Annotated in this window: 12 protein-coding genes and 2 tRNA genes; 10 read left to right on the forward strand and 4 right to left on the reverse strand. The window is 57.9% G+C overall.

Annotated features, from left to right (window positions below):
• The first annotated feature begins 8 nt into the window (after positions 1–8).
• Together FFH90_RS24475 and FFH90_RS24480 are read left to right on the forward strand one after the other, a co-directional pair.
• The gene (locus FFH90_RS24475; protein ID WP_138866236.1) at positions 9–1,127 is read left to right on the forward strand and encodes a succinylglutamate desuccinylase/aspartoacylase family protein; all 1,119 of its coding nucleotides are present in this window, start codon (positions 9–11) and stop codon (positions 1,125–1,127) included.
• Positions 1,128–1,140: 13 nt separating this feature from the next.
• Complete coding sequence (locus tag FFH90_RS24480; RefSeq protein ID WP_018926934.1) at positions 1,141–1,905, forward strand: ABC transporter ATP-binding protein; 765 nt, start codon at positions 1,141–1,143, stop codon at positions 1,903–1,905.
• Positions 1,906–1,957: 52 nt separating this feature from the next.
• Here FFH90_RS24480 and FFH90_RS24485 read toward each other — a convergent pair whose 3' ends face one another.
• Complete coding sequence (locus tag FFH90_RS24485) at positions 1,958–2,167, reverse strand: hypothetical protein (protein WP_019580966.1); 210 nt, start codon at positions 2,165–2,167, stop codon at positions 1,958–1,960.
• Positions 2,168–2,274: 107 nt separating this feature from the next.
• Positions 2,275–2,841 (reverse strand): dCTP deaminase, encoded by a 567-nt coding sequence (dcd, locus tag FFH90_RS24490; RefSeq protein ID WP_007904652.1) that lies wholly within the window; start codon positions 2,839–2,841, stop codon positions 2,275–2,277.
• Positions 2,842–3,195: 354 nt separating this feature from the next.
• Between dcd and FFH90_RS24495 the strand changes: the two genes are divergently transcribed.
• On the forward strand, positions 3,196–3,405 hold the full coding sequence (locus FFH90_RS24495; protein WP_002554837.1) for a cold-shock protein: 210 nt from the start codon (positions 3,196–3,198) through the stop codon (positions 3,403–3,405).
• A gap of 150 nt (positions 3,406–3,555) precedes the next feature.
• On the opposite strand, the gene FFH90_RS24500 is transcribed toward FFH90_RS24495, so the two are convergent.
• On the reverse strand, positions 3,556–4,563 hold the full coding sequence (locus FFH90_RS24500) for a DUF481 domain-containing protein (RefSeq protein ID WP_138866237.1): 1,008 nt from the start codon (positions 4,561–4,563) through the stop codon (positions 3,556–3,558).
• Between the two features lie 138 nt (positions 4,564–4,701).
• On the opposite strand from FFH90_RS24500, the gene FFH90_RS24505 reads away from it, so the two are divergent.
• The 4 genes from FFH90_RS24505 to FFH90_RS24520 all read left to right on the forward strand — a co-directional run bounded on the left by FFH90_RS24505 (position 4,702) and on the right by FFH90_RS24520 (position 9,512).
• Positions 4,702–5,082, forward strand: a complete 381-nt coding sequence (locus FFH90_RS24505) for an MGMT family protein (protein ID WP_219731186.1) — start codon at positions 4,702–4,704, stop codon at positions 5,080–5,082.
• Between the two features lie 44 nt (positions 5,083–5,126).
• A complete protein-coding gene (locus tag FFH90_RS24510; RefSeq protein WP_018926939.1) occupies positions 5,127–6,695 on the forward strand; it encodes an AmpG family muropeptide MFS transporter in 1,569 nt (522 codons plus the stop codon).
• 130 nt (positions 6,696–6,825) lie between these two features.
• A complete protein-coding gene (locus FFH90_RS24515; protein WP_018926940.1) occupies positions 6,826–8,541 on the forward strand; it encodes a proline--tRNA ligase in 1,716 nt (571 codons plus the stop codon).
• Positions 8,542–8,558: 17 nt separating this feature from the next.
• Positions 8,559–9,512: a hypothetical protein gene (locus tag FFH90_RS24520; RefSeq protein ID WP_018926941.1), complete on the forward strand. Its 954-nt coding sequence runs from the start codon at positions 8,559–8,561 to the stop codon at positions 9,510–9,512.
• Between the two features lie 97 nt (positions 9,513–9,609).
• On the opposite strand, the gene dinB is transcribed toward FFH90_RS24520, so the two are convergent.
• Complete coding sequence (gene dinB / locus FFH90_RS24525; protein ID WP_138866238.1) at positions 9,610–10,671, reverse strand: DNA polymerase IV; 1,062 nt, start codon at positions 10,669–10,671, stop codon at positions 9,610–9,612.
• A 301-nt stretch (positions 10,672–10,972) separates the two neighbouring features.
• Between dinB and FFH90_RS24530 the strand changes: the two genes are divergently transcribed.
• The 3 genes from FFH90_RS24530 (at position 10,973) to FFH90_RS24540 (ending at position 12,663) form a co-directional block, all read left to right on the forward strand.
• Positions 10,973–11,049, forward strand: a tRNA-Met gene (locus FFH90_RS24530).
• Positions 11,050–11,147: 98 nt separating this feature from the next.
• Positions 11,148–12,370, forward strand: a protein-coding gene (locus tag FFH90_RS24535) for an IS3 family transposase (protein ID WP_168206155.1) whose coding sequence is annotated in 2 segments (ribosomal slippage) — positions 11,148–11,499 and positions 11,499–12,370 — 1,224 coding nt in all. Because the reading frame shifts where the segments join, the coding sequence is not laid out codon by codon here.
• Positions 12,371–12,586: 216 nt separating this feature from the next.
• Positions 12,587–12,663, forward strand: a tRNA-Met gene (locus tag FFH90_RS24540).
• Positions 12,664–12,921: the final 258 nt, after the last annotated feature.

Below are 12,921 nucleotides of genomic sequence, written 5' to 3' on the forward strand. Positions count from 1 at the left end.
ATTCGTACATGCGCCACCAGATTCATGACCTGCTGGCCCCACTGCCGGGGACCGTGCGACAGATCCACAGCTTTCACTTCGGCCCCCAGGCGGCCAAAGGCAAGATCTACATCCAGTCCTCCCTGCACGCCGATGAACTGCCCGGCATGCTGGTGGCCTGGCACCTCAAACAGCGTCTGGCGGAGCTGGAAGCCGCCGGCCGGCTGCGCAGCGAAATCGTGCTGGTGCCCGTGGCCAACCCGGTCGGCCTGGAACAAGTGTTGATGGACGTTCCATTGGGCCGTTACGAGCTGGAAAGCGGGCAGAACTTCAATCGCTGGTTCGTCGACTTGAGTGAAGAAGTCGGCAACGAGATCGAAGGCTTGCTGGGCGACAATCCACAACGCAACCTCGAACTGATCCGCAGCAGCCTGCGCGACGTATTGGCGCGCCATACCGCCAGCACGCAACTGCAATCCCAACGCCTGACCCTGCAACGACTGGCTTGCGATGCGGACATGGTGCTGGACCTGCATTGCGATTTCGAAGCCGTCGCACACCTCTACACCACGCCCGAAGCCTGGCCTCAGGTCGAGCCGCTGGCGCGTTACATCGGTGCCGAAGCCAGCCTGTTGGCCACCGACTCTGGTGGCCAGTCATTCGATGAATGCTTCACCCTGCTCTGGTGGCAGTTGAAAGAACGCTTCGGCGAGCATTTCGATATTCCGCTGGGCAGCTTTTCGGTCACCGTCGAATTGCGCGGTCAGGGCGACGTTAATCACCCGTTGGCCAGCCTCGACTGCCAAGCGCTGATCGATTATCTGATTCACTTCGGCGCGATTGCCGGTGAGCCGGCGCCCTTACCGGAACTGCCCTACCCGGCCACGCCGCTGGCCGGCGTCGAACCGGTCGCGACACCCGTGGGCGGACTGCTGGTGTTTACAGTCCTGCCCGGGGAATACCTGGAGGCCGGGCAACTGATCGCCGAAGTCATCGACCCGATCAATGATTGCGTCACCCCTGTTCATTGCACCGTCGCCGGGCTGATGTACGCCCGTTCGCTGCGGCGCATGGCCACTGCCGGCATGGTAATCGCCCACGTCGCGGGCACCGAAGCCTATCGCAGCGGCTATCTACTTTCGCCTTGAGGATGCATGCCCCATGTACAAACTGACCATCGAAGGCCTGCATAAAAGCTATGGCGATCATCAGGTGCTCAAAGGCGTTTCGCTCAAGGCCAAAACCGGCGACGTTATCAGCCTGATCGGCGCCAGCGGCTCGGGCAAAAGCACCTTTTTGCGCTGCATCAACTTTCTAGAGCAACCCAACGACGGCACCATGAGCATGGACGGCCAGAACATCCGCATGGCCAAGGACCGTCACGGAATCCATGTGGCCGACCCCGATGAGCTGCAACGGATCCGCACCCGCCTGGCCATGGTGTTCCAGCACTTCAACCTGTGGAGCCACATGACGGTGCTGGAAAACATCACCATGGCCCCGCGGCGGGTGCTCGGTTGCACCAAGGCAGAAGCCGAGGACCGTGCCCGACGTTACCTCGACAAGGTTGGCCTGGCGCCGCGTGTGGCGGATCAGTACCCGGCGTTCCTGTCAGGCGGTCAGCAACAACGGGTAGCCATTGCCCGTGCGCTGGCCATGGAACCTGAAGTCATGCTGTTCGACGAACCAACCTCAGCACTCGACCCGGAACTGGTAGGCGAAGTGCTCAAGGTAATTCAGGGCCTGGCCGAGGAAGGCCGTACCATGATCATGGTCACCCATGAAATGAGCTTCGCCCGCAAAGTGTCGAGCCAGGTGCTGTTCCTGCATCAGGGGCTGGTGGAAGAAGAAGGCGCGCCGGAAGACGTGCTGGGCAATCCGAAGAGTGAGCGCTTGAAGCAGTTCTTGAGCGGCAACCTCAAGTAAAACGCCACCTTCCCGTGGGAGCGAGCGATGCTCGCTCCCACAAAAGCGGGTATCAGACCACAGGTGCGGGAGGTGGCTCATCCGGCAGGGTGGGCTCTCCGGGTTCTGTCGGATCTTCATTGGGGGTGTCGGGATCAGGCTGATGGGGGATGCCCCCTGCCATACTGACTGGCGGATGCGCCAACAAGGACCAGGCCAGCACACCAACCTGATTGGGCTCGAGCCTTGCCAGTTCGGCACTTATTCGCGGATCGATCTTCATGAAGCACTCCTGAGCGATGGCCCGATCCGCCTTGCGCGAATCGGAGCAGTACACCCCATAGAGTGTACGCCCGCCCAGGAATTCCAACGGTTTGTCAGACGGTTGACTCAGGTACGCGGCAGGGTCACGCCACGCTGGCCCTGATACTTGCCACCACGGTCCTTGTAGGACACTTCACATTCCTCGTCGGACTCGAGGAACAGCATCTGCGCCACGCCTTCGTTGGCATAGATCTTCGCCGGCAGGTTGGTGGTGTTCGAGAACTCCAGGGTCACATGGCCTTCCCACTCGGGCTCGAGCGGAGTCACGTTGACGATGATGCCGCAGCGGGCGTAGGTGCTCTTGCCCAGACAGATGGTCAATACGTTGCGCGGAATGCGGAAGTATTCGACGGTACTGGCCAGGGCGAAGGAGTTTGGTGGGATGATGCACACGTCGCTGTGGATGTCGACGAAGCTGCCAGCGTCGAAGTTTTTCGGATCGACGATGGCCGAATTAATGTTGGTGAATACCTTGAAATGATTGGTGCAACGCACATCGTACCCGTAGCTCGACACACCATAGGAGATCACACGACTGTCGTCACTGCCGCGCACCTGACGTTCCACGAAGGGCTCGATCATGCCGTGCTCTTGCGCCATGCGGCGAATCCACTTGTCCGATTTGATGCTCATGGCGGGTGTCCTGAATAGCGAGGTGGAAAAATTCTGTCCGGCATCTTACCGGGCAGGCGCTCCGGGTTCAAAGTCTGGGCGACAATTCTCGCCGTTCCCCCGTGAATTCCGGGGCCTCACCGCCATGTTATTAACCGTCAGTCATTAAAAAAGAGAAACCTTCGCAAGAACCATTGGCACGTTCCGGAAAAAGGGTTAAGGTGGCGCCACTGTGCTGCTTGTGTCACTGAGAATCTCTACACGATATGTTGAATTTCGATCCAACCATCTACAAGAATTTTTCCTGCTCTTTGCACTCAGTCTCGGCCAGGGTTCTTCCTGAGTCGCAGTTATCTTTGTTCAAGGAGTTACACCATGTCTAATCGCCAAACCGGTACCGTTAAGTGGTTCAACGATGAAAAAGGCTTCGGCTTCATCACTCCACAATCCGGTGACGACCTGTTCGTTCACTTCAAAGCTATCCAATCCGACGGCTTCAAAAGCCTGAAAGAAGGCCAACAGGTTTCTTTCATCGCTACCCGCGGTCAGAAAGGCATGCAAGCTGAAGAAGTTCAAGTTATCTAACTTGTACTTGCTTTAGTAAAAGGCCCCGCCCTTAAAAGCGGGGCTTTTTTGTGCCTGTGTGTTTTGTGAGGCAACAAAAAATCGCACCCTTCGGCGGCACCCACAAGTGTGGAGCTGCCGAAGACTGCGATCTTTTGATCTTCCAGCGTGTTACCAGGCCACGCCAAACCCTGCGGTATATCGGGTCTTGCTCAGGTCAGCCTCATCGCTGCCGCTGATAATGTCTCTCTCAGCCTTCAGATTCAGCGATGCCCAATCAGTGACTTTGTAGCGCAGACCGACCTCGGCATCGAGGGCGTAATCCGCGACACCCGACAAAGGCTTACCCACCTCACCCTTGGTGAAGAACTCAACCTTCTTGCCGACCAGATAACGGTTGTAGTCCCACTTCATCGCCAAGGAATAGAAATTTTCCTTGCGGCCATTGGAATACTCATAGTCGGCGTTATTCAAGAGCGACCCTAGGGAGAAGGCGCCCAGTTCGTCATCCCAGAACTGATAACCGGGGCCGGTACCGATGGTGCGCTGCCGGGACAGCTCTTCGACCTTGTCGCGCTTGTAATTCAAACGACCTTGCCAGAACCACTTATCGGTAAGGAATCGGTCCAGAGAATACTCGGCACGCCAGTTATCAGTGGTAACGACGCTATCCTGGAACTCGCGGTTGTACTCACCTTCCGCCGTATGACGCCACCGACCATGACGCGCGCTGGTTTTGAAGCCGACATCATAATCATCGGTATCTTTTTCGGCCCGCCGATAATCCAGGGCCATGTCGACATTACCCTTCCACACCAAATCCTCGACCACCGGCTTGGGCTTGAGCATCTGCTGAATGCTGGCCAACTCCACAGTCTTGGGGCCATCGCCGTTGGCCAGGATGACCTTGCCGTCCTCCGCCGCATGCAGCGACTTGGCCTTCTCGCCAGTGTAAGCATCCTGTTTGACCAACATTTGCTGATCGCTTTCCAGGGTTTTGACCTCTTTCCAGTCAATCGGAACCGCACCGGCATACGGGGTCTGGATCAACAGCTTGCCGCCATCGAAGAGCGTAATCTTGCCGCTCAGCTTGTCACCGTTCTTCAACCAGACCGTATCGGCGAGCAAGGGAGTGGATGCACTGACGACAGCGAGGCACAGTAAGGTTCTGGGCAACATAAGCGAATCAAAAGCTCAACTTTGCGAAAAAAAATCGGCATTATTCTTGGAAATAAGGCCCTGGCAAGGACTGACCCGGCTATTTCTATTGAGTTCATTTCTCAACTGACAATCCAGGATTTACTCTACAGACGGTCAATGCGTATTTTTTTCAGGAACCCGGACGTGACCGACTCAACCGCTGAAACCGAAAGCGCAGCGCAAATCCGACGCACGGCGCTCTACCTGACCCTGGCACAAGTGCCCGAGGGCAAAGTCGTGAGTTACGGTCAGCTCGCCGAACTGGCGGGACTGGGTCGCGCCGCCCGCTGGGTCGGGCGAACATTGAGCCAACTGCCCGGTGACACTAAATTGCCCTGGCATCGCGTGCTGGGTGCCGGCGGTCGGATCAGCCTGCCTGCAGGCAGCCCTTCAGGGGATGAACAGCGGGCCCGATTGCGCATGGAAGGCATCAGTGTTCTGAACAATCGTGTTGATATTCAGCGCCATGGCTGGCGCCCGGTAGAGCACAGCGGTTAGAGTGCGCGCTTTGTTTCCGTAATTCTTGAGGCAGACTCCAGCCCATGCCCCGTAAAACCTGGCGCGCCGCGCTCGCCGCCTATGCCAGCCCCTCGACGCTCGTGCTGTTGCTGCTTGGTTTCGCCGCCGGCCTGCCCTACATGCTGGTGTTTTCGACGCTTTCAGTCTGGCTGCGCGAGGCCGGTGTTGCCCGCGAAACCATCGGCTATGCAAGCCTGATCGGCCTGGCCTACGCCTTTAAATGGGTCTGGTCCCCGCTGCTCGACCAGTGGCGCCTCCCCCTGCTCGGCAAGCTGGGCCGACGACGCTCCTGGCTGGTGCTGGCCCAGGCACTGGTGATCCTCGGCCTGATCGGCATGGGTTTCTGCGACCCGCAAAAACACCTGTCCTGGCTGATCGCCATCGCTGTGGTAGTCGCCTTTGCTTCGGCAACGCAAGACATTGCCATCGACGCCTATCGCCTGGAAATCGTCGACGATACCCGCCAGGCTGCACTGGCGGCCAGCTACATGGCCGGTTATCGGGTCGCGGCCCTGCTGGCAACGGCGGGCGCGCTGTTTTTTGCCGAAGGCTTCGGCTCCACCGGTTTCAACTACAAACATGCGGCGTGGACTGGCACCTATCTGCTGTTCGGCATCTTGATGATCCCGGCGCTGCTGACCTCCTTCTTCATGCGCGAACCGCCGGTGCCACTGCGCACTCAGCTTCAGGCCGGACGCTACAGCTTCGTGCACCAGCTGGCGTCGGTGTTCGTGCTGATCGTACTGCTGGTGTCCGTACCGGCCATGTTCACCCAGTTCTACAACACCGACTTCGCCAGCGTGCTATTCAACGGCGTCAGCCTGCTCGACCTGTTGCTCGAAGACCGCGCATTCCTGCGGGCAATCCTCTATACCACGCTCACCGCCCTGTGCTTGTCGGCCATGGGCCGCCGTGGCCTGGCGCCGGTGCTGACGCCGGTCAACGACTTCATTCTGCGTTACCGCTGGCAAGCCCTGCTGCTGCTTGGGCTGATCGCCACCTACCGGATGTCCGATACGGTCATGGGCGTGATGGCCAACGTGTTCTACATCGACCAAGGGTTCACCAAGGATCAGATTGCCAGTGTCAGCAAGATTTTCGGCCTGATCATGACATTGGTCGGCGCCGGCATGGGCGGCCTGCTCATCGTGCGCTTCGGCATTCTGCCCATTCTGTTCATCGGCGGTGCCGCATCGGCGGCCACTAACCTGCTGTTCCTGATGCTCACGGACATGGGCGCCAATCTGCGGATGCTGATCGTCACCATTTCCCTGGACAACTTCAGCTCGGGCCTGGCGACTTCGGCGTTCGTCGCTTACCTGTCGAGCCTGACCAACCTCAAATTCTCCGCGACCCAGTACGCCCTGCTCAGCTCGATCATGCTCTTGTTGCCTCGCCTGATCGGCGGCTATTCAGGGGTCATGGTGGAAAAATTCGGCTACCACAACTTCTTCCTGATCACTGCCCTGCTGGGCGTTCCGACGCTGCTGTTGATCGCCTTGCACTGGTTCCAGGAAAACCGCCGTGCCGGTCCGACCCCGACGCCTGAACCGGCTCAGACCCCGGTCACGGAAGAATCGCAGCCTCTTTGATACAGGTCGCAGAGGGCGAGCAGATTCTCGCCCTCCAGCCACACAGCCGGCCGCACGCCTGTACGCCAGCAGATCTCGCCCGTACAATGCCCCATTACTTCTCGTTATCAGCAACCGACAACGGCCAACCATGCGCACCAGTCAATTTTTGCTCGCCACACAGAAAGAAACACCTTCCGACGCGGTCGTCATCAGCCATCAGCTGATGCTGCGCGCCGGCATGATCCGCAAACTCGCCTCGGGCCTGTACACCTGGCTGCCGATGGGCTTGCGAGTGATGCGCAAGGTCGAAGCCATCGTGCGTGAAGAAATGAACGCCGCCGGTTCTCTCGAAGTGTTGATGCCGAGCACTCAACCGGCTGAGCTGTGGCAGGAATCGGGTCGCTGGGAAGAATACGGCCCTGAATTGCTGCGCTTCAAGGATCGCCACGGTCGCGACTTCTGCGCCGGCCCGACTCACGAAGAGGTCATCACCGACCTGATGCGCAACGAGTTGAGCAGCTACAAACAGCTGCCGATCAACCTGTATCAGATCCAGACCAAGTTCCGTGACGAAATCCGCCCACGCTTCGGTTTGATGCGTGGCCGCGAATTCATCATGAAGGACGCCTACTCGTTCCACGCCGACCAGGCATCGCTGCAGGTCACCTACGACCGCATGCACCAGGCGTACTGCAACGTGTTCACCCGCCTGGGCCTGAAATTCCGTCCGGTTGAAGCCGACAACGGCTCCATCGGTGGCGCCGGTTCCCACGAGTTCCACGTACTGGCCGAGTCCGGCGAAGACGACATCGTCTTCAGCAACGGTTCCGACTACGCCGCGAACATCGAGAAAGCCGAAGCCGTACCGCGGGAAACCTCTCGTCCACTGCCTGCCGAAGAGCTGCGTCTGGTCGACACGCCGAACGCCAAGACCATTGCACAACTGGTCGAAGGCTTCAACCTGCCGATCGAAAAAACCATCAAGACCCTGGTAGTGCACGCTGAAGAGAAAGGCAAGCTGATTGCCCTGATCATCCGTGGCGACCACGAACTGAACGAAATCAAGGCCGCCAACCAGCCTGGCGTTGCCAGCCCGCTGGTCATGGCTTCCGAAGCCGAACTGCGCGACGCCATTGGCGCCGGCGCCGGTTCCCTCGGCCCGCTGAACCTGCCACTGCCGATCATCATCGACCGTTCCGTCGAACTGATGAGCGACTTCGGCATTGGTGCCAACATCGACGACAAGCACTACTTCGGCGTGAACTGGGAGCGCGATCTGCCGGTTCCGACCGTTGCCGACCTGCGCAACGTTGTCTCCGGCGACCCAAGCCCTGACGGCAAAGGCACGTTGGAAATCAAGCGCGGCATCGAAGTCGGGCACATCTTCCAGCTGGGCAACAAGTACAGCAAAGCGATGAAGTGCGAAGTGCTGGGCGAGAACGGCAAACCGGTCACCCTGGAAATGGGCTGCTACGGCATTGGTGTATCCCGCGTAGTAGCTGCCGCCATCGAACAGAACAACGACGAGAACGGGATCATCTGGAGCGACGCTCTGGCCCCGTTCCAGATTGCTCTGGTACCGCTGCGCTACGAAACCGAACAGGTTCGCGAAGCCACCGACAAGCTTTACGCAGAACTGACTGCCGCCGGCTTCGACGTGCTGCTGGACGACCGCGACAAGAAAACCAGCCCGGGCATCAAGTTCGCGGACATGGAGCTGATCGGCATTCCACACCGGATCGTGGTCAGTGACCGCGGCCTCGCCGACGGCAATCTGGAATACAAGAGCCGTACCGAAGCCGAGGCGCAAGCGCTGCCGGTTGCTGACGTGCTGTCTTTCCTCCAGGCCCGCATCCGCCGCTGACACCAGATAGAGACGTCATGTTCAAGCGAAACACCTTAGGCCTCGGTGGTGCCGCCCTGTGCGGCACCCTGCTGGTCAGCGGCTGTGCCAATCACATGTCACAACGCAGCGAGCACGAGGAGCGGGTCGAGCGTAAGTTGCTCGATCACAGCCTGCAGATCGATGTCGGCGAGCCCAAAGTGCTGGAGCTGCCGCAACGCCGGGTGAAAATCCACGAGCAGAAGACCTTCGAAGTCACCGAGTTCGAAGTCACACGCCACTATGACCGCTACACGCCTTACCAACCCTGGAGGGAGATCTATGAGATCCCACTGGGGGCGGTGGCCGTAGTGGCCGGCATCGGTGCGAACGTGGTCAACGTGTTCGCCCTCGGTAATCTGCCGGACAGCGTGACGAAGGATTGGCTCAGCTATGGTTTTGCCGGGCTCAACCCGTTCATGAACGTGCAGTCTCACGGTCGCGCGCAGCAGAACCTGGCGGGCATCGACGAAGTCCAGCGTGACAAGCGCACGGAATACTCGAGTCTGCCCTGGAGCGAGCGTCCGGTGCAGGTGAAGGCCGGCAAGGACACGTTCGAGCTGAGCACCGACCGCAACGGTGTGTTGCGCCTGAACCTGCTGGACAGCCCGTTCGCCGAACATGACCTCAATCATCTGGGCAAGCTGCAGATCAGTGTCGAGGACAACAAGGACGATGTGCACACCGACTCGTCACTGGCGATCAGCAACAACTTGCGCGGCAAGCTGCTCGAAGCCCATGGGCTGATTTACGACGATCTCGAAGACGACGAAGTGAGCCAGTGGGTGCACCGGGTCAAGCGCCTGTCGGAACTGGGTCTGGAAGAAGAAGCCAGCGAATTGGAACAGAGCCTGATCGAACTGACCCGCAACGATCCCGAGTTGCAGGCTGAGTTCCTCAAGTCACTGACCAAGGATGCCGGGCGACTGGTGGCGGATCCGGGGCCGAATTAAGGCCTATTAAAAGATCGCAGCCTTCGGCGGCTCCTATATTGGATGGAGTACACCCTGTAGGAGCTGCCGAAGGCTGCGATCTTTTGATTTTAAAATCTCACCGCTCAAACAACTCCAACTGATCGAACCCGCCCCGCAAATCCTCCAGCCTCACCCCAATCCCCAACAACCGCACCGGTTTCCCGCCGCGATTGAAGGCCTGGGTCAGCAACAGCTGATAACTCCCCAGATCCCGCCCTGCCCCGGCTTGCTCCAACGTAGTCTGGGTAAAATCGTGGAATTTCACTTTGACGAACGGTTTGCCCGGGCGATAGCTGCTGTCGATCCGCGCCATTCGGCCATTCAGGGACTCCAGCAGCTCCGGCAATTTATCCAGACAACTCACCAGATCCGGCAGGTCCACGTCATAGGTGTTTTCAACGCTGATCGACTGCCGACGACTGTCGTTGTGCACCAACCGCTCATCGATCCCACGGGCCAGGCTCCAGAGTCGCTCGCCGAAGCTGCCGAATTCACGCACCAGCGCCAATTTGTTCCACTCGCGTAATTGCGCGCAATCGACGATGCCGAGCTTGCCCAGTTTGTCAGCGGTCACTTTGCCAACACCGTGCAACTTGCTCACCGGCAAGCCGCTGACAAAGTCTTCCACCTGATCAGGCGTGATCACGAACAAGCCATTGGGCTTCTTCCAGTCGCTGGCGATCTTGGCAAGAAACTTGTTCGGCGCCACGCCGGCCGACACAGTGATGTGCAACTGATTGGACACCCGGCGACGAATGTCCTGGGCGATTCGCGTGGCGCTGCCACCAAAATGCGCACTCTCCGACACGTCGAGGTAAGCCTCGTCCAGGGAAAGCGGCTCGATCAGGTCGGTATAATCGCGAAAGATCGTATGTATTTCCTTCGACGCTTCTCTATAGGCCTCCATGCGCGGCTTGACGATGGTCAGGTCCGGACACAGTTTCAAGGCATGTCCGGAAGACATGGCCGAGCGCACGCCATACGCCCGCGCTTCATAGTTACAGGTAGCAATCACCCCACGCCGATCCGCCGAGCCGCCCACCGCCAAAGGCTTACCGGCCAGGCGCGGGTCGTCACGCATCTCGATGGCGGCATAGAAGCAATCACAATCGACGTGGATGATTTTTCGCTGCGTCATATAAAAGCGGTGTTCATGGCGAAGAAATGAAGTATCGGCGTGTCGTACCGGCAGTATCTCACTGACACCTGTATATAGCACCAGTAGTCTGAATCTTCTTTTCAAGCGGTAGGAAAAGTACCGGAGGAATTTATTTTCTCAATCGAAAGCCACCTACCGATAGAGCCAAAAGCCTTGCCCTGCCTGCGTTTCAGCCCGATCCACACCCCCTGCTTTCACCTAAGCGATTGAACAGGAACAGATTTTACCGAGATTGAAGGTTGACAGCCCGGCGATCCTCTGTAGAATGCCGACACACAGACGCGGGATGGAGCAGTCTGGTAGCTCGTCGGGCTCATAACCCGAAGGTCGTCGGTTCAAATCCGGCTCCCGCAACCAAACATCAAAAAAGGCTACTCGAAAGAGTGGCCTTTTTTGTGCGTGTGTCTCGTCCTGAATAAGGTTTACACCTTCTGACTTATCTTCAGGAGGAACCAATGGATACGGGGAAAAGGCGCAGCCAGCGAGATTACACGCTGGGCTTTAAATTGGCAGTCGTCGATCAGGTCGAAAAAGGCGAGTTGAGTTATAAAGAGGCTCAACGGCGCTACGGGATTCAGGGGCGGTCGACTGTGCTGGTGTGGTTACGCAAGCATGGGCGGCAGGACTGGAGCCAAGGCGCCTCTATTCGCGCCCAGAGGAGCCGACCGATGGACGAACAAAGTTTGCCGCTGACCCCTGAGCAGCGAATCAAGGAGCTGGAGGAAAAACTGGCCCTTGCCAATCAGAAAGCCCAATTCTTCGAAGCGGTGGTTGACGTGTTGAAGAACGATTACGGGGTTTCTATCGTAAAAAAGCGATCCGGCAAGTCCTCACCCAAGGGCAAGTCCAAGGCCTGAGCATTCAGAGGGCTTGCCAGTTTCTGGGCATATCCCGGCAGGCGTACTACAAACGAAACCGGGCTTATGACGCGCAAGCCAGTCATGCTCAGAAAGTGCTGGGTTTTGTCCTGGAAACACGTCTTCAGATGCCCCGGCTGGGCACTCGCAAGCTGCATGGCCTTATGCAGGCGGAGCCTGAGCTGACGCAAACGGTAGGTCGAGATCGGCTATTCGATATCTTGCGAGACAATCGGCAACTGGTTCCTCGCAAGCGCGCCTATCACAAGACCACTGACAGCCATCATCGCTTCCGCCGACATCCGAACCGGTTAAAACCTGGCCCTGATCAAGTGACTGCCACGGGACCCGAGCAGGTCTGGGTGGCGGACATCACCTATTTGCCGACCCAACAAAGCGTTGCCTATGTGAGCTTGGTGACCGATGCCTACTCTCGCAAAATCGTCGGCCATCACGTGCATGAAACCCTGCACACCGAATCGGTCATCCAGGCGATGAGTAAGGCTCTACGGGGCAGAAGAACGGATCAGACGCTGGTGCATCACTCAGATCGCGGCTCGCAATACTGCTCTGATCTCTACCAGAAGTTGCACGCCAAACATGGAATCAGGTGCTCGATGACCGACGGGTATGACTGTTATCAGAACGCTTTGGCAGAGCGTGTGAACGGGATCTTGAAGACAGAGTTTCTGCTTCACCGACCTAGAGATCTGGCCGAGGCGATTCGAATGGTCGACGAGTCGATAAGCATCTACAACAGCAAACGTCCGCACCTATCGTTGAAATGCAAAACGCCCGATGCGGTGCATCGGGCGTTTTGAGGGTGAAACAGGTGTAAACCTATTTCAGGACTAGACAGTGCCTGTTTTATAAAAAATCAGCGTTTCATGCTTTACCGAGCAGAAACGAGAAATCCTTCTGATTCCGAAACTTAGCGTTCCTCGGCGACCGTTCAGCGCTGATTCTGGTTTATTTGACCCATACTTGGATTAACGGTTGACACTACGGCGTTCGCCTGTAGAATGCCGCCACACAGACGCGGGATGGAGCAGTCTGGTAGCTCGTCGGGCTCATAACCCGAAGGTCGTCGGTTCAAATCCGGCTCCCGCAACCAAACATCAAAAAAGGCTACTCGAAAGAGTGGCCTTTTTTGTATCTGTTGAAAAAGTCCTTTCGCAACAATGATCTGTCACTGTGCAGTGAGCCGTTCAGGGTCGCCAGACTGTGAGTTCAGACCTAGGCTGAACCGCAAGAAAAACCCTCGACGACTGGTGATGCGCCATCGCCGATACCCGGTGAGACGCGTTAATATTTGTGATTATTTTTTTCTACAGGGATTGGTAACTTGGCTGGATACCTCCATCCTGTCGCG

The organism is Pseudomonas sp. ATCC 43928, assembly GCF_005938665.2.
Classification (GTDB): Bacteria; Pseudomonadota; Gammaproteobacteria; order Pseudomonadales; family Pseudomonadaceae; genus Aquipseudomonas.

What these genes read in the sequence shown, in the direction of transcription:
- FFH90_RS24515 (WP_018926940.1), top strand. Translation starts at nt 6,826, where the DNA reads ATGCGCACCAGTCAATTTTTGCTCGCCACACAGAAAGAAACACCTTCC.
- FFH90_RS24495 (WP_002554837.1), top strand. Translation starts at nt 3,196, where the DNA reads ATGTCTAATCGCCAAACCGGTACCGTTAAGTGGTTCAACGATGAAAAA.
- dcd (WP_007904652.1), bottom strand. Translation starts at nt 2,841, where the DNA reads ATGAGCATCAAATCGGACAAGTGGATTCGCCGCATGGCGCAAGAGCAC.
- FFH90_RS24510 (WP_018926939.1), top strand. Translation starts at nt 5,127, where the DNA reads ATGCCCCGTAAAACCTGGCGCGCCGCGCTCGCCGCCTATGCCAGCCCC.
- FFH90_RS24480 (WP_018926934.1), top strand. Translation starts at nt 1,141, where the DNA reads ATGTACAAACTGACCATCGAAGGCCTGCATAAAAGCTATGGCGATCAT.
- FFH90_RS24500 (WP_138866237.1), bottom strand. Translation starts at nt 4,563, where the DNA reads ATGTTGCCCAGAACCTTACTGTGCCTCGCTGTCGTCAGTGCATCCACT.
- FFH90_RS24485 (WP_019580966.1), bottom strand. Translation starts at nt 2,167, where the DNA reads ATGAAGATCGATCCGCGAATAAGTGCCGAACTGGCAAGGCTCGAGCCC.
- dinB (WP_138866238.1), bottom strand. Translation starts at nt 10,671, where the DNA reads ATGACGCAGCGAAAAATCATCCACGTCGATTGTGATTGCTTCTATGCC.
- FFH90_RS24520 (WP_018926941.1), top strand. Translation starts at nt 8,559, where the DNA reads ATGTTCAAGCGAAACACCTTAGGCCTCGGTGGTGCCGCCCTGTGCGGC.
- FFH90_RS24505 (WP_219731186.1), top strand. Translation starts at nt 4,702, where the DNA reads ATGCGTATTTTTTTCAGGAACCCGGACGTGACCGACTCAACCGCTGAA.
- FFH90_RS24475 (WP_138866236.1), top strand. Translation starts at nt 9, where the DNA reads ATGCGCCACCAGATTCATGACCTGCTGGCCCCACTGCCGGGGACCGTG.